This is a genomic window from Micromonospora sp. CNZ303, assembly GCF_004345505.1.
Map to the genome: position 1 here is coordinate 91862 of NZ_SLVT01000018.1, position 19073 is coordinate 110934.

A 19073-nucleotide genomic window follows, 5' to 3' on the forward strand; every position below is an offset into this window, starting at 1 on the left:
GAGGTCGGAGTGACGGTTCGGTCCCGGCCGGCCCGACCGCTCAGCGGCGACGCACGTAGTAGCGGTCGGCGTCGTGCGGCAGGCCCGGGGCGCCGTCGACCACCAGGTCCGCGCGGGCCTCGGTGTCGTCGGCGGCAAAGTGCGACCGCTCCCCGAGGTGCCAGCGACGCAGCTCCGGCAGGATCTCCGGGCCGTCGCGCTCGATCGCCCGGGCCAGCCGCAGCGGCGCCGGGGCGGTGACGAAGACGGCCAGGGTCAGGTCCGCGGTGGCGGCGGCCCGCGCCGCGCTCACCCCCTCGACGAGGAGCACCGGCGCGACCGGGACCGGCACCGGGCGCGGCAGGAAGGCCCGCCGGACCCAGCTGAACCGGCGGTACGCCCCGGGCCGGCCGGCGCGCAGCGGCCCGAGCACCCACTCCTCCAGCCGGGGCCAGAAGGTGAGCTGGTCGTCCCAGCCGTCGAGCAGGTCGTCGGTGTGCACCACCGGTGGCAGGCCGCCGCCGGGCAGGGCGGCGAGGGCGTCCGCGAGCCGCGCCGCGAACGCGCTCTTGCCCGCGCCGCTCGGCCCGTCCACCGCCACCAGCCGGGTCCGCCCCAACCGCGCCGGCCCGGCGAGCACCCGCCGGGCCAGCCGGTCGTACGCCTCGACCACCGCCACCGCCACGTGCCCGACGGTAACCAGGCCGGTCCCCCCGCCACGGAGCGGGCCTGCGGTGGCGCGACACCCCGGCGTCGGCGGGCGACGGTAACCAGGCCGGGCCCCCTTGCCACGGAGCGGGCCTGCGGTGGCGGGAGCCCCGGCGTCGGCGGGCCGCGCGGGACGCTCCGATCGGGGGTCGCCCGAACGAGCGTTCGTCGGGTGCGGCGGGGCGTTCGGCGGGCGGACTCCGCGACGGGGCGGGATGATCTGCTGGTGTCCCACAGCGTGATGAGTCCGGGCGTCGACGCCCTCTTGGAACAGGCCCGGGCCGGGGTACGCCGGCTGACCCCGCACCAGACCGTCGAGGCGGTCCGGACCGGGGCGTTGCTGATCGACACCCGCACCGACACGCAGCGGCAGGAGCAGGGCGACCTGCCCGGCGCCATCGTGATCGACCGGACGGTGCTGGAGTGGCGACTCGACCCGGCCAGCGCGTGGCGGATCCCGGAGGCCACGACGTACGACCAGCGGATCGTGGTGGTGTGCCGCCAGGGCTACAGCTCCAGCCTCGCGGTCGCGAGCCTGCGGGCGCTCGGGCTGCACCTCGCGACCGACATGATCGGCGGCGTGCAGGCCTGGCGCGAGGCGGGGCTGCCCATGTCCGACCGCCCCGCCGACATCCGCCCCTGACCGAGGGCCCCCGCGCACCCCGCAGCCCCGCAGCCCCGCAGCCCCGCAGCCCCGCAGCCCCGCAGCCCCGCAGCCCCGCAGCCCCGCAGCCCCGCAGCCGAGGCGATGATCAAGAAGTTTGCGCCCTGATTCAAGCCTCCGCAGGACGCAAACTTCTTGATCACCCCCGCGAGACGTGGCACGGGGGGCGGGGTGCGAGGGCGTGCAGGGTGCGGGTGGGGGTTGGCAGGGTGGGGGTTGGCAGGGCGGGGATTCCTGGGTTCGGTCAGGGGGTTTCCGGGGCTCCGGGTGGGATGAAGGGGAGGCCGGCGGGCGGGCCGGACTCGACGAGGCGCCAGAGGGCGTCGGTGTCGAGGTGCTCCTCGACCATGTCGCCGAGCAGGTCCAGGGAACCCTCGCGGGCGGCGGCGAAGGCGGTGTCGGGGGCCACCGTGAAACCGGTCCGCCCCGCGAGCCGGGCCACCTTGGTCAGGAACCGGCGGCGGAACCCGTCGGACTCGAAGGCGCCGTGCCAGTGGGTGCCGTGCACGGCACCGGCCACGGCCCCCTCGCCGCTGCCGTCCGCGCAGGTCAGCAGGGGGGTCAGTGCCGGGTCGGCGTGTGAGACGTACCCGTGGTGGATCTCGTAGCCGTGGACCGGGACGTCGCCGCGGGCGGTGCCGGTCGACTGCCGGACGGTCTTGCGCGGGTCGAAGGTGACCTCGATCGGCAGCAGGCCCAGCCCCGGCACGCTGCCCTGCCGGCTCTCCACCGGGTCGTGGATCGCCCGGGCCAGCATCTGGAAGCCGCCGCAGATGCCGAGCAGCGGCTTGCCGGCCGCCGCGTGCGCCAGGACGGCGTCGGCCAGGCCGGTCCGCCGCAGCCAGGCCAGGTCGGCCACCGTCGACTTCGAGCCGGGCAGCACGACCAGGTCGGCGGCGGCCAGTTCGGCCGGCTCGACGGTCAGCCGGACCCGCACGCCCGGCTCGGTGGCGAGCGCCTCGACGTCGGTGGCGTTGCTGATCCGGGGCAGCCGGACCACGGCCACGTCCAGCCAGTCGGTGCCGCGCGGGGCCGCCGGCCGGCCGAGCACCCGGCCGTACGCGAGCGAGTCCTCCGCGTCGAGCCAGAGGTCGAGCGCCCACGGCAGCACCCCGTACGTGGGCCGGCCGGTGACCTGGTGCAGCATGTCCAGCCCCGGCCGGAGGAGGCCGAGGTCGCCCCGGAACTTGTTGATCACGAAGCCGGCGATCAGCGCCTGGTCGGCCGGGTCGAGCAGGGCGAGGGTGCCGAACATCGAGGCGAAGACCCCGCCCCGGTCGATGTCGCCGACCACGATCGTGGGCAGGCCGGCGTGCCGGGCCAGGCCCATGTTCACGTAGTCGCCGGCCCGCAGGTTGATCTCCGCGGGGCTGCCGGCGCCCTCGCAGATCACCACGTCGTACGCGGACCGCAGCTCGGCGAGCGCCGCGTACGCGGTCTCGGCGAGCCGGGGACGCAGCTCGCGGAAGTTGCCCGCCGTGACCGTGTCGACGGCCTCGCCGAGCAGCACCACCTGGCTGGCCAGGTCGCTGCCGGGCTTGAGCAGCACCGGGTTGAACCGCAGGTCGGGGGCGAGACCGCAGGCGGCGGCCTGCATCGCCTGCGCCCGCCCGATCTCGCCGCCCCGGCCGTCGGGGCCGACGACGACGGCGGAGTTGTTGGACATGTTCTGCGCCTTGAACGGCGCCACCTTCACGCCCCGGCGGTGCAGCCAGCGGCAGATGCCGGCGGTGAGCACGCTCTTGCCGGCGTCGGAGGTGGTGCCGGCGACCAGCAGGCCACCGCTCATCGGCGCCCCTCCCGCCCGGCGGCGACGCTCCGCTGCGCGACCCGGCGGCCGACGGCGCCCACCAGCCGGCCGAGGGTCAGCGGGTAGGTGGCGGCCAGCCCGAGCGCGGCCAGCCCGACCGCACCCGAGATCCGGGCGGCCCGCTTGAGGTGCCGCGCCTCCGGTCGGGGGCCGTCGCCGAGGAACGGGCGCACCTCGGAGCGCCCGAAGTAGACGTTGCGCCCGCCCAGCCGTACGCCGAGGGCGCCGGCCATCGCCGCCTCGCACTGCCCGGCGTTCGGGCTGGGGTGGTCGTTGCGGTCCCGGCGCCACACGCGCCACGCCCGCTCCCGGTCGCCGTGCGCGGTGGGCGCTACCGCGACGGTGAGCAGGCCGGTCAGCCGGGCGGGCACCAGGTTGAGCAGGTCGTCGAGGCGGGCGGCGGGGGTGCCGAAGCGGGCGTACCGCGGCGAGCGGTGGCCCACCATCGCGTCGAGGGTGTTCGCCGCGCGGTACCCGAGCAGGCCGGGCAGTCCCGCGACGGCGCCCCACAGCAGCGGGGCGACGACCGCGTCCGAGGTGTTCTCGGCGAGCGACTCCACGGTGGCGCGGGCCAGCTCGGGCTCGTCGAGCGCGGACGGGTCCCGGCCGCAGAGGTGGCCGAGCCGCTGCCGGGCCGCCGGGAGGTCACCGGCGCGCAGCGCACGCCCCATGACGGTGGCCTCGTGCCGCAGCGTGCGCCCGCCCAGCACCGTCCAGGTACCGGCGGCGACCAGGACGGCCCGGGCCACCGGCCGGCGCCGGGTGGCGACCGTGGCGGCCACGCCGAGCAGCACCGGCGCGCCGACCGCCAGCGCGGTGAACGCCGTTCCGGCAAGCCGGTCCGGGCGGTACGTCCGCCGCTCCAGTGCCCCGGCGGCGCGACCGAAGCCGGCCACGGGGTGGTACCGGCGGGGGTCTCCGAGGAGCGCGTCGAGGGCGTACCCCGCGATCAGTCCCGCCGCGGTCGCCACCGGCGTCGCCTGTCGCACCCGTCACCACCTCCGGCCGGCCAGCCTAGCCGAGCGCCCGGCCGCCCTCCGGCACGTCCGCGCCCCGTGCCGCCGGCGGGGTGACCCGCGCGTCACCCGGCGGCACTCGGGGTGACGCCGTGCTGCCGACGCCACCCCGCCCCCGTTCGTGCCGCCCGCGACCGGTGCTCACGCGGGCTGCGGCACCCGCCCCCGGCCCCGGCGGCCACGGCCGGCCGGCGAGACGCCCGGCTCGGCTTCCTCGGACGACGGGCCCGACTCCCCCACGGCCACGTCGCCCCGGCCGCCCCGGGCACCCGGAGCGTCCTCCGGCGGGTCGGTCACCGGCGCCGGGCCGTCGGCCTCCGGCTCCGGTCCGTCGGGCTCCCCGCCGTGGGGGTCGTCCGCCGGGTCGTCGAAGGGGTCGAGCGAGCCGTCGACGGCGGCGTCGGCCGGCAGAGCGCGGCCGGCGGGGTACGCGCCGAAGTCGGGCTCGAAGTCGTCGTCGAGCGGACGGCGGTCCGGCAGGACCGGGGCCTCCTCGTCGGGCACCGGCTCGGTCGCCTCGCCGTGCACCCGGTGCTCGGCCTCGGTGTCCTCGACGGTGCTGGTCGTCATCGTCGGCCGGTTGCGCTGGAACCGACCTCGGCCCCGCGACAGGTCGTGGCCGACGGCGACCGCCTCCAGCTCGTAGAGCGAGCGGTGGTTGCCGGCGTCGTCGGTCCAGTCGCGGGTGTAGAGCCGGCCGCAGACCACCACCGGGTCGCCGACCATCACCGAGGCGGCCACCCCCTCGGCGAGCTTGCGCCAGCAGTTGACCCGGACGCGCAGGCTGTTGCCGTCGACCCAACGCCCGCTGTCGCGGTCGAGCCGGCGGGCGGTCGAGGCGACCTTGAAGTTGGCCACCAGGGTGTTGCTCTGGGTGGTGCGCCGCCACTCCGGCGCGGTCAGCACGTTGCCCACGATCGTGACGTAGGTGTCGAACATCGTCCCTCCAGGGGGAGATCGGGCTTGCCATCGCGAGTCGACTCGGTGCCGAGCCTGGGCCCTCGGCGCGGGCGCCGCCAGCACCGCGCCCCGGCCTGTGGACAACCGGACCGCCTGTGGACAAAGACCTGATCAAGGTCCCGGTGTGCTAGGGCCGGGCGACCCTGGGGAGCCCGCCCGACCGGCTCGACGATCGGGAGGCGGAGCCACGCTTCCGGCACCGCCACGGGCGGGGCGACATGTCACGTTCCGGACGGAGCCCGGCGGGGTATGGATTCGATCAACCGCACCGCCGACAGCACGACGAACGAGAGGTCAGCGATCATGAAGATGACCAGCACCGCAGCCGCCATCGTCTCCGGCGAGGTGCGGCGATGAGCGCCGTCGCCAACCCGGCCACCGTGGCGGAGTGCCTGCGGGTCGGCGCGGGGTTCTCCCAGGGCGACCGGAACTGGATCGCGGAGCAGTTCGCCACGCTCGACTCCCGGCTGGCCGGGTTCCACGCCGACGCCACCGAGCTGGAGGTGTCGGTCAAGGACCGGGAGGCCAGGGGCCAGAAGGTCACCCTGGAGTGCTGGATCGCCGGTCGCCAGAAGATCGTCACCACCTCCGCCGAGGAGGACCTGCACGCCGCGCTCAACGACGTCCGGGACGACCTGCGGCGGCGGCTCAACGACTCGAAGACGAAGCAGGAGCCGCGGCACAACAAGCACCTGCGCGACGTGCCCCCGCCGGTCGCCGAGGTCGAGCCCGACACCGACCCGGCCCGCGCCGAGGCCGAGACCGTCTGACGCGTACGCCGAGGCCCCGTCCGCCGGGTGCGGGCGGGCGGGGCCGGGCGACACCCGGGGCTACCGCCCGGTAGCTTCCCGGCGTACCGTCGCGGTCGTGGAACCGGACGTGCTGGGCCCGCCGTACGAGCGGCAGACGATCGACCTGGGCACCGACGACGAGGGGCCGGTGGTCGCCACCCTGGTCCGTCGCCGGGCCGACCGCCCGACGGGGCGGGCCGTGCTCTACGTGCACGGCTTCACCGACTACTTCTTCCAGGGCCACCTCGGCGACTTCTTCGCGGAGCGGGGCTGGGACTTCTACGCCCTCGACCTGCGCAAGTACGGACGCAGTCTGCGGCCCCACCAGACGCCGAACTTCTGCCGCGACCTCAGCGACTACTTCCCCGAGCTGGACGCCGCCGCGCGTATCATCCGCGAGGACGACGGGCACGACACGCTGCTCGCGATGGGCCACTCCACCGGCGGGCTGGTCCTGCCGCTCTGGGCGCACGCCCGCCGCGACGCCGGGATCATCGACGGCCTCTTCCTGAACAGCCCCTTCTTCGACATCAACGCCCCCTGGCTGGTGCGCCGCCCCCTCGCCGCCGCCGTGAGCCGGCTGGGCCGCCGGGCGCCCCGCCGGGTGCTGCCGTTCGGGCTGGGCACGGTCTACAGCGAGAGCATCCACGCCGAGCACCACGGCGAGTGGAACTACGACCTGACCTGGAAGCCGCTCGCCGGGTTCCCCGTCCGGGCCGGCTGGCTGAACGCCATCCGCAGCGCCCAGCGGCAGCTGCGCGCCGGCCTGGACATCCAGGTGCCGGTGCTGCTCGCCTGCTCGACCCGCTCGTTCAGGGGAAAGAAGTGGCACGAGTCGGCGGCCCTCGCCGACGCCGTCCTGGACGTCGAGCACATGGTCCGCTGGGCGCCCCGCCTCGGCCGGCACGTCACCGTGGCGCGCTTCGACGGCGGGATGCACGACCTCACGCTCTCCGGCACCGCCGTACGGGAGAAGGTCTTCCAGGAGGTCGGACGCTGGGCCGACGCGTTCTTCGACGCCGGGCCGACGGTCCGCACCGGGGAGCGCCCACCGGCGAGCCGGCTGCCGGCGGACGACGCCGACCCGGCTGGTGCCCCCACGCAGGGCGGCTGAGCACAGGTCGCCCACCCGCTGCCGGCCACGCCGCGCGTCGCCGGCCTCACGCCGCGTCGACGGCCGCCCGGATGCGGTCGAAGGTGGCCAGCGGGTGGCCGCCGTCGCGGGCCGGCAGCACCAGGCCCAGGCACCGCAGCCCCACCTCGCCGTCGCCGCCGGCGGCCTGCACACCGAACACCGGCGCCCCCACGTAGCCGGTCGGCAGCTCCGCCATGAGCCGGACGTCGCCGCCCACGCGCGCCACCCGCTCGATCGCCACCTCCAGCGGCCGGGCGCCGCCCGCGCCGACGCCGTGGGCGAGCACCACGGCGGAACCCGGCTCCACGCCGATCCGGGCGATCGCGTCCCGATCGGCCGCGATCGGATCCGGCACCTGCTGGGTACGCCACCGCCAGCCCTCCCCGGCGGCGTGCGCGTGCAGGCCGCCGGTGGGCAGGACGGCGACGCCGACATCCTCGTGGTGCCGCCACCCGTCGGCGAGGTCGGGCAGGGCCACGGCGTCGGCGGCCACCCCGGCCGGCTCGGTCACGCTCGCCCGCAGCCCGATCTCCCCAGCCCCGGACCGGGTGAGCGCGTCGGCGGTCAACAGGTACTCGCGCCCCTGCCCGGTGAAGAGGAACGCGGTCCCCTCGCCCCGGTCGCCGTCGCCCGCCCCGGCGTCGGTCCGGCGGATGGGCAGAATCGCGCGGCCGAGGAGTTGGCACAACTCGTACGCGACGTCGTTCTCGGTCTCCGGGTCAAGCAGCACCAGCCGAGGGTACGACCCGACGGTCCCGGGCGCGCGGACGCCGGAACAGGGGTGACCGGCACCGGAGTCGCATGCGACCCTCTTGTGCGACGTGAGACGCGACCACCCGTTCCACCGGTCACCCGGTGGGCGGCGGTACCCTTCTCGCGCGACACGCACGCGCGCGCCCGTAGCTCAGCGGATAGAGCAGGGGACTTCTAATCCCAAGGCCGCAGGTTCGAATCCTGCCGGGCGCACAGACACTTCCCTCGACCGGACGGCTCGTCGACATGGTCACGAACCCCGCGGTCTCGATGCGGTCACCCGCTCGGGCCGGTCTCTTCGGATCCTAGGCTCGCGGGCTCCTCCGGCGGCGGCAACCGGCGGCTTTGGCACGCGGCATCCGTCCGGTCACCTGTCGAGCAACGGCGGAGTGGCCCCGGCGCTTGATCCACGGGTCCCATATAGGTGTTCGCCTATTGGAAGGGGCACGACAGTGCACAGACGAACGCTCTTGGCCGCAGCCGTCGCGGCGCCCATCGGGGCCGCCATCGCCGCGGCTCCGGCCTCGGCCCACCACGGGCACGGCCGGTATCCCTCAGTGATCAACCTGCCGAACGGGTTCTGCCCGGAGGGGATCGCCCGGGGAACCGGCACGAAGATCTACGTCAGCTCCATGGCCGACGGATGCATCTGGTGTGCCGACCTGCGCACCGGCAGGGGGAAGCTCCTCGTGCCGCCCGTGTCCGGCACCCAGGCAACGGGTCTGGACGTCGAACGGGGCCGGATCTGGGCGGCCTGCGGCAACATGGGCGGCGCGGCCGTCTACCGTGAGTCGACCGGCGAATGCCTGGCGACGTACGACTTCGGCGGCGGGTTCATCGACGGCGTGACCGCCACGAAGAAGGCCGTGTTCTTCACCGACTCGGAGAAGGCCAGGATCTACTGCGTCGAGTTCGGCCGCAACGGGTCGCTGCCTGGACAGTCGGGAGTACGCGCGCTGCGGTTGCCAGGTGGCCTCGGTGACCCCACCGCCTGCAACACCGGCATCGTCGCCGCCTGGGCGGGCAAGCTCATTGTCGTGCAGGCCAGGACCGGCCGGCTCTACTGCTTCGATCCCCGCGCGGGCATGGCCGCCCAGATCAGCACGTGCGGTGTGTCGTTGTCCAACGGCGACGGTCTCCTGCTCGAGGGGCGCACGCTGTACGTGGTGCGCAACCGGAACAATGTGATCGCCAAGTTCCGCCTCAACGAGCGGCTGACGCGGGCCACGCCGGTCGACGTGATCCGTGACCGCGACCTCGATGAGCCGTCGGCTGTGGTTTCCTTCGGCTCGAGCCTGTACGCGGTCAACGCACGGTTGTCCGTCCCGGCGACCCCCGACACCACCTACTGCGTCGTGCGGGTGCGCGACTGATCACTCATCTTGCACCATCCGGCCGGGGATATCCCCGGCCGGATAAGAGTGAGCATTCAGGGTCGGCGTGGCAGTACCCCTAGCGGGCGATTCTTTTTGGCCCGACGTGACGGATGTCTCTACCCCTCGTTGCCACCGTTGTCAACGATCACGGCACGGGGGATTTACATGAGCAGAACTTCTACCACGAACGGACCGGCCCGGCTCTGCGCCCGGCTGGCCGCCTTCGCGTTGCTGGCCGGCGCCCTGCTGTTGGGCGGCTCGCCGGCCCTGGCGGCCGAGACCATCAGCATCAGTCCAGGCAACGTGCCGACGACGGCGGCCCAGGTCACGCAGAACTGCGATCCCAACCTGGGCGGCGGGCCCTTCGCCAACGAGGACGTCTGGGTGTTCAACCTGCCGGGCGACCCGCAGACCAGCGGCACGTTCCTGTCGGTCACGGCGACGTTCAGCACGCCCGGCGGCGCCGTCACCCGGACGATCCCGACCGACCCCAACAGCGCCATCGTCAACGACATGGGCACCAGCAAGGCCTGGATCAGGGTCCCGGCCGGTTGGACGCTGACCGGCGCCACGGCGGTCATCTCCGGCACCGGCGACTTCTTCGTGCTCACCCACACGTGCGCCGCTTCGAGCCCCGAGCTGAACCCGAGGCTGACCCTGACCAAGACCGGCACACCGACCAGCGGTCTCCAGGCCGGCGACGAGGTCACCTACACGTACACGGTGACGAACCAGAGCACCGGTACGGCCAACCCGATCACCGGCATCACCGTCAACGACAACACGGTCACCGGCATCACCTGCCAGGTCACCTCGCTCGCGCCGGGGGCGAGCACCACCTGCACCGGCACGTACACCGTCACCAAGGCCGACGTGGCCAACGGCGAGATCGTCAACATCGCCCAGGCGACCGGATTCCTCGGCCAGCAGTTGGTGCCGTCGAACAACGCCACGTTCACCGTCACGACCCAGGAGGCGCAGGCCAGCCTGTCGATCGACAAGAAGGCCCGGGTCGAGTCGGACTGCCGCGACAAGTGCGAGAAGGACGGCTTCGCGGCCAGGGGCGACAGGATCTTCTACACCTACCGGGTGGCCAACACCGGCACCGTCACCATCACCAACGTCGCGGTCAACGACCCGACCGCCGGTCCGGTGGTCTGCAACAACACCACCCTGGCACCGGGCACGAGCACCGACTGCCACGCCGTCGACCCGCACGTGGTGACCGCGGCTGACGTCAAGAAGGGCAAGGTGGTCAACACCGCCCGGGCGACCGGCAGGTTCGGCAGCCAGACCGTGACCTCCGACCCGGCCACCGTCACCGTCTGCATCCGGCACGGCAAGTACGACCCCCGCAAGCACGGCAAGGACAAGGACGGCAAGCCCCACCTGCCGGTCACCGGCGTCAACCCCACCCAGGCCCTCTCGCTGGGCGGCGGCCTGCTGGCCGCGGGCGCTCTCATGGTCGGCGCCAGCCGGCTGCGCCGCAGGGAGACTCAGGCCTGACCCGTACGGCGGCACTCCAGGCAGCGCGTTCGGCCTGGTGAGCCACCGTCGGCGGACCGGGTGACCGGATGCGTCACCTGCCGGCCGGCACGGACACTGAACTCACAGTGCCCGTGCCGGCCGTGCCTGTCTTGCCGGGACGGTCAGCGGAGCCGGACGTCGAGGGTCGGGAAGTCGTACCAGGTCAGCTCGAAGGACGAACCGCTCTCCGGCACCACCGGGAACACCGCCCAGCTCTCCACCCGCTCCCCCGGCGCGATGCTGAAGGACTCGCCGGGCCGCGTGGTGGTGCACCAGGTGGACTCGGGGCGCACGGTCCGGCCGTCCGGCAGGACGATCTCGGAGGAGGCCCGATCGACCTCGGCGGTCGGGCAGCTCACCGGCCACGGCACCGGCGAGCCGTTGCGGTACGTCAGGTTCAGCCGCAGCTTGCCGCCGGTGGTTGCCGCGCTGACCAGCGTGACCGTCAGGCCCGACTGGCTGTAGACCGACCGGTCGAGCTGGTACGTCCGGCCCGCGGGCTGCTCGTTCGTCGGCGACGCACCGGCGCCCGGGGACGCACCGGCAGCCGGGGAGCCCGTCGACGGGCCGCCGACGGCGCCGGTGGCGGCCGCGTCCCGTGCGGACGACGTCGGGTCAGCCCGCCCGGAGTCGCCTCGGCCGGCCAGGAACCAGCCGCCGAGGGTGCCGACCACCGCGAGGCACGCCGTCACGGCGACGAGGGCGAGCAGATCGACGTACCTTTTCGTCACGGTGGGCTCCCGACGGCGGTGAGAACGGCGACGGCGCGAAGGTAGCACCACCGTCCAAGGTCGGCGGCTCGTCAGTGGCGTCCGGCCTGCACGGCGCAGCACCGCCCCCGATGGCGGTCGGGCAGGGCGACCACCTGATCGGGTGCGCGATGCCGCAGCCCGCGCCCGCCACCACGATCGCCTGGCGGCTCGGGCACCCGGCTCCGCGCCGGGTGCCATATGCTGCGCCGGTTGTCACGGGGCGCGGGGAGGACCACATGCGACGCTGGCTGGGCGTCATGGCTTCGGCCGCGCTGGTCGCGGCGGCGGTGAGCGGGTGCGGCACGCCGGCCGGCACGGACGGGGACCTGACCGACGACTGGCGGCCCGTGGCCGAGGCCCGCCAGTTCGTGCCGCAGGCCGGCGAGTGCCACGTCGTCGCCGAGCCGACCGCCTACCTCACCAGCCACCAGCCGGTCGACTGCGCGAAGGCGCACCTCGTCGAGACGTTCCACATCGGCACGTTCACCGGCGACCTGGCCGCCCGCCCGATCCCGCCCCGCGTCGGGTCGGCGGCGATGCGGTCCGCGTTCGCCGAGTGCGACGCCAGGGCGAAGGAGTTCGTCGGCGGCGAGTGGCGCGACGCCCGGTTGTCGGTGCAGGTGGCGCCCACGTCGCCGGCCGGCTGGACGGGCGGCAGCCGGTGGTACCGGTGCGACCTGTTCGAGCTCGACGCGGTGAGCGGCGCCAACGGCGACAACGACCGGGCGGTCAACCGGGCGGGCAGCCTGCGGGGCGCGTTGAAGGCGGCCACCCCGCTGCGGTACGGCTGCGCCGAGGAGGACGAGTGGTCGAACCTGCTGGCGGTGCCGTGCACGAAGGTCCACCGCTTCGAGTACGTGGGCGTCTGGACCGCGCCCGACGTGTCCTACGAGGACGCGACGAAGGACGAGGACGCCGTGCACGCGAAGTGCCGGCCGGTGATCGCCCGCTACGCGAAGGTGCCTGTCGACGGGATGCTCCGTTACCGCACGGGCAGCACGTACCGGTTCCCGTCGGAGGAGGCGTGGGCGCGCGGCGACCGGGGGGTGCGCTGCTGGTACTGGTCCAGCGGGAAGAAGCTGACCCGGTCGATCGCCGGCGGCGGGACGAAGGTCCTGCCGATCAACTGACCGGCGTCCACAGGGGCGGGTGGGCAGGTCAGCGGCCTGTCGACGGCGCCGGGCGGAGCTGACCGACCGGCGACACGGCACGCACCGAGGGTGATCGCGGGCCGGTGCTCATGCTATTCTCCGGCGTCGATCCCCCGTTTTGGCCCGGATCGGGTCGTTGTCGCAGAAGGACCCTCTTTCCCGATGCCGGCCGTTGCCGCCCCGACCACGTCGCCGACCGCGCTGGACAACCCGGCCGGTGGCGCGTTCACCCTCATCTTCACCCGCCTGCCGGCGTTGCTGCGCCTGGCCTGCGGCCTAGCCGGCGCGGTGGTCGCCCTGTCGGTGCGCACCGCGCCCGTCGAACCGGCGCTGCTGTTTCCGGCCGTCGCGGCCCTGACCGGCTGGTCGGTCTGGTACGCGTTCCGCGCGCTGCGCCACGGCATCGGCCGCCCGATGGTGCTCGGCGACGTGGCGCTGACCGCCGCCGCCTGCCTGGCGATGCCGGTGCTGGTCGCCCCGGAGGTGCTCCCCGGCGAGGTGAGCTGGATCGCGGTGCTGGCCAGCACCACGGTCCTCAACGCGCAGGCCAACGCTCCCATCGGCTGGTCGGTTCCGGCCGGGCTGCTGGTGACGGCGGCGTACGCGACCGGCGCGCACGCCGCCGGCCAGCCCGACGAGGCCGTCGCGCACGCGGTGACGCTGCTGGTGCAGACGGCCTGCGGCGCGCTGATCACCGCCATCATGCGGCGGCGGATCGGCCGGGCCGACGACGCCTTCGTGGCGCACCAGCGGCTCACCCGGGAGTCGCTGGTCGCCCGGACCGCGCGGGACGCGGAGCGGCGGCAGAACCGGGACCTGCACGACACGGTGCTGGCCACCCTGACGATGGTGGGGCTGGGCGCGGTCGCCGGCCCGTCCGCCGCCCTGCGCGAGCGGTGCGCCGCCGACCTGCGTACCCTCACCGCGCTGGCCGACGCGCGGTCCGCGCCCGAGGAGGGGCCGGTGCCGCTGGACGGGTGGCTGCGGGCGGTGCGCGCCCGGATGCCCGAGCTGCCGGTCACCACCGAGCTGGCGCCGTGCGTCGTGCCCGCCCCGGTCGCGGAGGCGCTCGCGGAGAGCACGTACGCGGCGCTGTCCAACGTGGTCCGGCACGCGCCGGGCGCGTCCGCCGCGCTGCGGCTGAGCCGGGTCGCCGGCACCGTCGTGGTCGAGCTCGCCGACGACGGTCCGGGTTTCGACCCGGCGGCCGTTCCCGCGCACCGGTACGGGCTACGCGAGTCGGTGAGCGGCCGGATGTCATCCGTCGGCGGGCGCGCCCAGATCGACTCGCGCCCCGGCGCCGGTACCCGGATCCGATTGGAGTGGTCCGGTGTCGACTGAGACGACGACCGCCCCGGTGCCGGCGGCGCGTACGCCGGACGAGGGCCGGTCCCCGGTGGACCCGGCGGCGGCGGTGGCCGCCGCCTCCGACGGCGGCGCCCGGCTCGTGACGGTGGTCATCGCGCTGGCCTGGCACACGGCAATCGCGCTGCCCGCGGTGCTGGGGGCGTGGGCGGAGTTGGCCGCGCCGGCGGTGGTCCTCGCCGGCTGGCTGCTCGTGGCGGCGGTCGGGGTGCTGGCCGGCCTCCGGCTGCTGCGCGGCGCCGCCCTGCCGGCCTGGCCGCTGGCCGTGCTCCTGCTGGTGGTCGACGCGGTGGTTGTCGCGGCGGCCGGTGAGCGGCACCTCTTCACCGCCGCGAACTGGGTGTGGGGCACGCTCGGCTGGTTCTTCGTCATGGTGCTGTGGGGGCGGCGGGCCCACGGGCTGGTCGCGGCGCTGGGCGTACACGCGCTGATCGCGCTGGCCGGGGTGCTCGGCCACGGCGCGACCGCCCCCGCCGACCTGGCCCGGTACGCCATGTCCGTCTACGCCACGTCGACCCTTCAGGTGGCGGTCTTCGTGGGCGGCACGGCGATCGCGAGGCTGGCCCGGCAGCGGGCCGGCGCGGCGGCGGACGCCCACGCGGCGGCGGCCGAGCGGGACGCCGCCGAACGGGCCCGGCAGGAGCGGCGCGCCCGCCTGACGCTGGTCAGCGGCGCCGCCGAGGAGGTGCTCGCGGAGCTGGCCGACGGCCGGGCGGACCCGGCCGACCCGGACGTGCAGCGGCGCGCGGTGCTGGCCGCCGCCCGGCTGCGCCGGCTCATCGCGGAGTCCGACGACGTGCCCGACCCGCTGTTGCACGAGCTGCGGGCCGCCGCCGACCTGGCGGACCGCAACGGGCTGCCGATCGACCTGGTGACGATCGGCGACCCGCCGCCGTTGCCGGTGCAGGTGCGCCGCCGGCTGGCCGACCCGCTCACGGCGCTCCTCGCCGACGCCCGGGGCTGGGCCCGGCTGACCGTGGTCGCCGGGCCCGACGAGGTGGTGGTCAGCCTGGTCACGCCCGACCGGGCCGGCCCCGACACCGCCGGACCGCCGGGCGACGACGGGCGGGTGGAGTACCTCTACGAGCGGGACGGGGAGATCAGATGGGCGCAGACGCGGTGGCGGGGGTGACCGCCGGCAGGCCGGTCGGCGTGGCGATCGTCGACGACCACCCGGTCGTGATCGAGGGGGTCCGCGTCTGGCTGGCCGCCGAGCCCCGGCTGACGGTGCTGGCGACCGGCGACGACCCGGACGCCGTGCTGCGGGCCGCCCCCGACGCCGACGTGGTCCTGCTCGACCTGCGGCTGCACGGGCGGATGGCCCTGGACAAGCTCGCCGAGCTGAGCGCGGCCGGCCGGCGGGTGGTGGTCTACTCGGAGCACACGGACCCGCAGACGATCCTCGCCGCCCTGGACGCCGGGGCGGTCGCGTTCCTGGCCAAGCACGAGGGGCGGGAACACTGCGTGGCCACCGTGCTGGCCGCCGCCAGCGACCGCCCGTACGTGCCGCCGGCGCTCGCCGGGGCGATCGTGGGTGACCCCCGCCCGGACCGACCCGCCCTGTCCGACAAGGAACGCGAGGCGCTGCTGCTGTGGTTCCAGTCGATGTCGAAGGCGTCGGTGGCCCGTCGGATGCAAATCAGCGAGCACACCGTCAAGCAGTACGTCGACCGGGCGCGGATCAAGTACACCCGAGCGGGGCGGCCGGCCGCCACCAAGGCGGCGCTGCTCGCCCGGGCGATCGAGGACGGCCTAGTCCGGCCGGAGGAGATCGGCATCTATCGGTCACAGGCTTCCTACGACCGGCCGACCCCCTAACGGGCGTCATGACAGCCGGCCGGGGGTCGGCGACGCTCGTGGTGAGATGCCGTCGGCACCGGAGGTCATGACGATGCACGATGACGCGTCCCCTTTCTTCATCGCCCCGCACCGCTTCGACGCGGACGACGACCTGGCCCCGGCGCTGGACCGGCGGCACGAGCTGGTCGTCGAGGCCGGTGAGCGGGTGCTCGCCCGGCACCGGCTGCACGCGTCGGGGCATCTGCTCGGCCCGACGGAGGCACGGCGGCGGTGGACGCTGCCCGAGCCGGTGGCGGTCACCGTCACCGACCGGCGGATCGCGTACGCCGGCGGCGGGCCGCAGCTCGCCCTGGTCGACGGCGTCGGTGACGGCGCGCGGCACCGCCGGGGCGTCCGGCTGCCGGGTCTGATCAGCGGTCAGATCCGCTGGCAGTGGCCGTCCCGGCTGGAGCTGCTGGCGGGGCCCGGAGAGCAGGCCCGCCTGCTGGTGGTCTGCGACGCGCTGCGCACCATCCAGCAGCCGGCCCTCGGTTTCACCGGCCCCGCCGGGGAGATCACCGGGCTGGCCCGCCAGGTGCGCCGGGCGGTGGCCGGGTTCCGGCTGGCCCATCCCGAGCTGGTGGACCTGTCGCCGCCCGAGCGGGACGTGTTGGCGGTGCGGGCCGGGGGCGGGCCGGGCGCCGGCGAGACCCGGATCACCCTGCCCGGGTCGCTGCCGGTCGAGTTCCACTCCCGGGACGACTACTACCGGCCGGGACGCTTCGATCGCGGGTGGCACGGGCCCGCAGCCGGCGCAGCATCCGGGCATCGGTGAAGCCGACGTTACGGGCGGCCCCCTCCACGGTGGCACCGTGCCCGATGAGGTGCTCGGCGCGTTCCATTCGCAGCAGCTGCTGGTAGCCGAGCGGGGTCAGCCCGGTGGCCCGCCGGAACAGGCGGGTCAGCGTCCGCTCGGCCACCCTGCCGACGGCGGCGAGGTCGGCCAGCGGCAGCGGCTCGGCGAACCGTTGGTCGATCAGGTCCTGCACCCGGTGCACGGCGTCGGAGAGGTGGGACCGGTGCCGCAACATGGCGCCGGCCTGCGGCTCGTGACCGTTGCGCCGGGAGTGCAGGACCAGGGCGCGGGCGATCCGGGCCGCCACCGCCGGCCCGTGCCGGGTGGCCACCAGGTGCAGTGCCACGTCGATGCCGCTGGCGATGCCGGCGGAGGTGACCACCCGCTCGTCGACCACGTAGAGCACGTCGCGGACCACCCGCGCCGACGGGAACCGGCGGGCCAGCTCGTCCTGCACGTCGTGGTGCGTGGTGCAGCGGCGTCCGTCGAGCAGGCCGGCCCGGCCGAGGGCGAACGCGCCGGCGCAGACGCTGGCGACGGTGCCGCCGGCGGCGTGGTGGTCGGCCAGCCGCCGCAGGTCGTCCGGCCCGACCGGCCCCTGCGGGCCGTGCGCGCGCAGCCGCCATCCGGGTACGACCACCAGGTCGTCGCGGGTCAGCTCGGGCCATTGGAGCCCGGCCACCAGCGGTACGCCCTGCACGGTCGGCACGACCTCCCGGTCGGCGACGTAGTGCAGCCGGTAGTCGTAGCCGAGGTCGGCGGCGGTGGAGAAGACCTGGGCCGGGCCGGCGAGGTCCAGCAGGTGCAGCTGCGGGACGAGCAGGAAGACGACCCGGGCCATCGGCTCAGGCCCGCGCGCCGGCCGGGGCCGCGCCGGTCAGCTCGGCCACGCTGCGGATGGTGGCGAAGCGGCCGGCGAGGGCGTACTCGGTGCGGGCGGTCATCTCCTCGCTCGACAGGGTGCGCGGGTCGGCGAGGATCTCCTCCGGCGTGGCCGTGGCCGGCAGGTCCCGGTGCGGGGTCGGGAAGGTGACCGTCGCGTCCGTCACGAAGGTCACCTGGTAGCCGAGGTCGCAGCCGACCCGGGCGGTGGTCTCGACGCACTGCTCCGTACGGATGCCGCAGACGGTGATCTCGCGGACGCCCGCGGTCGTCAGCACCTGCTGGAGGTTGGTGGTGGTGAAGGCGTTGTGCGACGTCTTCACCAGCGTGGGTTCGCCCGGGGCGGGCGAGAGCCCCTCGATCAGGCGGACGTGCCCGTTGGCCGGGTCGAAGACCCCGCCGGTGCCCGGCTCGGCGTGCAGGACCCAGACGACCAGGTCGCCGCGTCCCCGGGCGGCGGCGACGAGCCGGTCGACCCGCCCGACGATGTCGGGGTTGGAGGCGTACGCCCAGATCGGGCGGCGGCGGAAGGACTCCTGCACGTCGATGACGACGAGTGCTGCTCTGCTCATGGGTTGAATCCTCGCCGGGGACGCGCCGGCGCGGCAGGCACCATCCCGCCCCGCTGCGGAACGATCCGGCCGCCCCCGATGCCCGGGGGACCTCCCTCGGGCATCGGGTGGATGGGGGCCCGCTCAGGCGTCGGGGTCGACTGCGGCGGCCTTGCGGCGGACCTCCAGGTCGGCGGCCTCCTCGAGGGTGGGCGCGGTGCCGCCCAGGTGCATCGGGAGCCACCAGGTGTCGTCGGGGCCGGCGGGTGCGTCCGGGTACTCCCGCTGGGCCCGGTCGACCAGCGCCGTCAGCCGCTCCTTCAGGTCGACGGTCATCGCGTTGGCGTCCGGGTAGGCCGCCGGGTCCATCGGTTCGCCGACCAGGATGGTGATCGGGGTGTGCCGGCGGGTGAGGGTGCGGGGCCGGCCCTTGGTCCAGAGCCGTTGGGTGCCCCAGAGCGCCACCGGCAGCACCGGCACACCGGCCTCGGCCGCCATCCGGGTCGTCCCGCTCTTGAGTGCCTTGACCGTGAACGACCGGCTGATCGTCGCCTCCGGGAAGACGCCGACCACCTCACCGCGCTTCAACGCGCTGACCGCCGTCGCGTACGACCCGGCGCCCGCCCGCCGGTCCACCGGGATGTGCCGCATGCCCCGCATCAGCGGGCCGGACACCTTGTGCGTGAAGACGGACTTCTTGGCCATGAACCGGACCAGCCGCTTCGCGGGGTTCGCGCCCAGCCCGCAGAAGATGAAGTCGAGGTAGCTGACGTGGTTGCTGGCCAGCACCGCCCCGCCCGTACGCGGCACGTGGTGGGCGCCCTCGATGGTGATCTTCAGGTCGAGGACCCGGAACATCGTCTTGGCGGCGGCGATCACGGGCGGGTACACGAGTTCCGGCATGGCGCGAACTTACCCTGCCAGGCTGAGCCCCATGCCGGCCCGCCGGGTCCACCACGCCGGCCGGTGCTCGCCGGCCCATGCCGGCCCGCCACGGTCGTGGCGGCCGGCCGGCGGC

Annotated in this window: 19 protein-coding genes and 1 tRNA gene; 11 read left to right on the plus strand and 9 right to left on the minus strand. The window is 74.9% G+C overall.

Going from position 1 to position 19073, the window contains the following annotated elements:
- Positions 1 to 40: 40 nt before the first annotated feature.
- Positions 41 to 664, minus strand: coding sequence for a hypothetical protein (locus tag EV374_RS24850; protein ID WP_486485941.1), 624 nt, complete (start codon positions 662 to 664; stop codon positions 41 to 43).
- A gap of 264 nt (positions 665 to 928) precedes the next feature.
- On the opposite strand from EV374_RS24850, the gene EV374_RS24855 reads away from it, so the two are divergent.
- Positions 929 to 1330 carry a rhodanese-like domain-containing protein gene (locus tag EV374_RS24855; protein ID WP_132239483.1) on the plus strand — a complete coding sequence of 134 codons (402 nt, stop codon included), beginning with the start codon at positions 929 to 931 and terminating at the stop codon, positions 1328 to 1330.
- Between the two features lie 265 nt (positions 1331 to 1595).
- Here EV374_RS24855 and EV374_RS24860 read toward each other — a convergent pair whose 3' ends face one another.
- The 3 genes from EV374_RS24860 to ssb form a co-directional block, all read right to left on the minus strand.
- On the minus strand, positions 1596 to 3140 hold the full coding sequence (locus EV374_RS24860) for a cobyric acid synthase (RefSeq protein ID WP_132239347.1): 1545 nt from the start codon (positions 3138 to 3140) through the stop codon (positions 1596 to 1598).
- Positions 3137 to 4150: a cobalamin biosynthesis protein gene (locus EV374_RS24865; RefSeq protein ID WP_132239349.1), complete on the minus strand. Its 1014-nt coding sequence runs from the start codon at positions 4148 to 4150 to the stop codon at positions 3137 to 3139. Before EV374_RS24865 ends, EV374_RS24860 begins: the two co-directional genes overlap by 4 nt.
- Positions 4151 to 4318: 168 nt before the next feature.
- Positions 4319 to 5116, minus strand: a complete 798-nt coding sequence (gene ssb / locus EV374_RS24870) for a single-stranded DNA-binding protein (protein WP_132239351.1) — start codon at positions 5114 to 5116, stop codon at positions 4319 to 4321.
- Positions 5117 to 5490: 374 nt separating this feature from the next.
- On the opposite strand from ssb, the gene EV374_RS24875 reads away from it, so the two are divergent.
- Both EV374_RS24875 and EV374_RS24880 read left to right on the plus strand, forming a co-directional pair.
- Positions 5491 to 5907: an HPF/RaiA family ribosome-associated protein gene (locus EV374_RS24875; protein ID WP_132239353.1), complete on the plus strand. Its 417-nt coding sequence runs from the start codon at positions 5491 to 5493 to the stop codon at positions 5905 to 5907.
- 97 nt (positions 5908 to 6004) lie between these two features.
- Positions 6005 to 7042, plus strand: coding sequence for an alpha/beta hydrolase (locus EV374_RS24880; RefSeq protein WP_165947906.1), 1038 nt, complete (start codon positions 6005 to 6007; stop codon positions 7040 to 7042).
- Between the two features lie 46 nt (positions 7043 to 7088).
- Here the strand turns inward: EV374_RS24880 and EV374_RS24885 are convergent, their stop codons facing one another.
- On the minus strand, positions 7089 to 7793 hold the full coding sequence (locus EV374_RS24885) for a hypothetical protein (protein ID WP_132239355.1): 705 nt from the start codon (positions 7791 to 7793) through the stop codon (positions 7089 to 7091).
- A 163-nt stretch (positions 7794 to 7956) separates the two neighbouring features.
- Between EV374_RS24885 and EV374_RS24890 the strand changes: the two genes are divergently transcribed.
- The 3 genes from EV374_RS24890 (at position 7957) to EV374_RS24900 (ending at position 10698) form a co-directional block, all read left to right on the plus strand.
- Positions 7957 to 8029: transfer RNA gene (locus tag EV374_RS24890), tRNA-Arg, on the plus strand.
- 344 nt (positions 8030 to 8373) lie between these two features.
- Complete coding sequence (locus EV374_RS24895; RefSeq protein WP_132239357.1) at positions 8374 to 9189, plus strand: NHL repeat-containing protein; 816 nt, start codon at positions 8374 to 8376, stop codon at positions 9187 to 9189.
- 168 nt (positions 9190 to 9357) lie between these two features.
- Positions 9358 to 10698, plus strand: coding sequence for a DUF7507 domain-containing protein (locus EV374_RS24900; RefSeq protein WP_132239359.1), 1341 nt, complete (start codon positions 9358 to 9360; stop codon positions 10696 to 10698).
- A gap of 143 nt (positions 10699 to 10841) precedes the next feature.
- On the opposite strand, the gene EV374_RS24905 is transcribed toward EV374_RS24900, so the two are convergent.
- Complete coding sequence (locus EV374_RS24905) at positions 10842 to 11450, minus strand: hypothetical protein (protein ID WP_132239361.1); 609 nt, start codon at positions 11448 to 11450, stop codon at positions 10842 to 10844.
- Between the two features lie 257 nt (positions 11451 to 11707).
- On the opposite strand from EV374_RS24905, the gene EV374_RS24910 reads away from it, so the two are divergent.
- The 5 genes from EV374_RS24910 (at position 11708) to EV374_RS24930 (ending at position 16601) form a co-directional block, all read left to right on the plus strand.
- Complete coding sequence (locus EV374_RS24910; RefSeq protein WP_132239363.1) at positions 11708 to 12601, plus strand: septum formation family protein; 894 nt, start codon at positions 11708 to 11710, stop codon at positions 12599 to 12601.
- 183 nt (positions 12602 to 12784) lie between these two features.
- Positions 12785 to 13963, plus strand: coding sequence for an ATP-binding protein (locus tag EV374_RS24915; RefSeq protein ID WP_132239365.1), 1179 nt, complete (start codon positions 12785 to 12787; stop codon positions 13961 to 13963).
- The gene (locus EV374_RS24920; RefSeq protein ID WP_486485942.1) at positions 13953 to 15119 is read left to right on the plus strand and encodes a hypothetical protein; all 1167 of its coding nucleotides are present in this window, start codon (positions 13953 to 13955) and stop codon (positions 15117 to 15119) included. Before EV374_RS24915 ends, EV374_RS24920 begins: the two co-directional genes overlap by 11 nt.
- A complete protein-coding gene (locus EV374_RS24925) occupies positions 15092 to 15805 on the plus strand; it encodes a response regulator transcription factor (RefSeq protein ID WP_132239367.1) in 714 nt (237 codons plus the stop codon). Before EV374_RS24920 ends, EV374_RS24925 begins: the two co-directional genes overlap by 28 nt.
- 73 nt (positions 15806 to 15878) lie before the next feature.
- The gene (locus EV374_RS24930; RefSeq protein WP_132239369.1) at positions 15879 to 16601 is read left to right on the plus strand and encodes a hypothetical protein; all 723 of its coding nucleotides are present in this window, start codon (positions 15879 to 15881) and stop codon (positions 16599 to 16601) included.
- On the opposite strand, the gene EV374_RS24935 is transcribed toward EV374_RS24930, so the two are convergent.
- The 3 genes from EV374_RS24935 to EV374_RS24945 form a co-directional block, all read right to left on the minus strand.
- The gene (locus EV374_RS24935) at positions 16483 to 17463 is read right to left on the minus strand and encodes a DJ-1/PfpI family protein (protein ID WP_132239371.1); all 981 of its coding nucleotides are present in this window, start codon (positions 17461 to 17463) and stop codon (positions 16483 to 16485) included. The two genes, EV374_RS24930 and EV374_RS24935, sit on opposite strands and share 119 nt — an antisense overlap.
- A 4-nt stretch (positions 17464 to 17467) precedes the next feature.
- Positions 17468 to 18076 carry an isochorismatase family protein gene (locus EV374_RS24940; protein ID WP_132239373.1) on the minus strand — a complete coding sequence of 203 codons (609 nt, stop codon included), beginning with the start codon at positions 18074 to 18076 and terminating at the stop codon, positions 17468 to 17470.
- 123 nt (positions 18077 to 18199) lie between these two features.
- A complete protein-coding gene (locus EV374_RS24945; protein ID WP_132239375.1) occupies positions 18200 to 18958 on the minus strand; it encodes a lysophospholipid acyltransferase family protein in 759 nt (252 codons plus the stop codon).
- Positions 18959 to 19073: the final 115 nt, after the last annotated feature.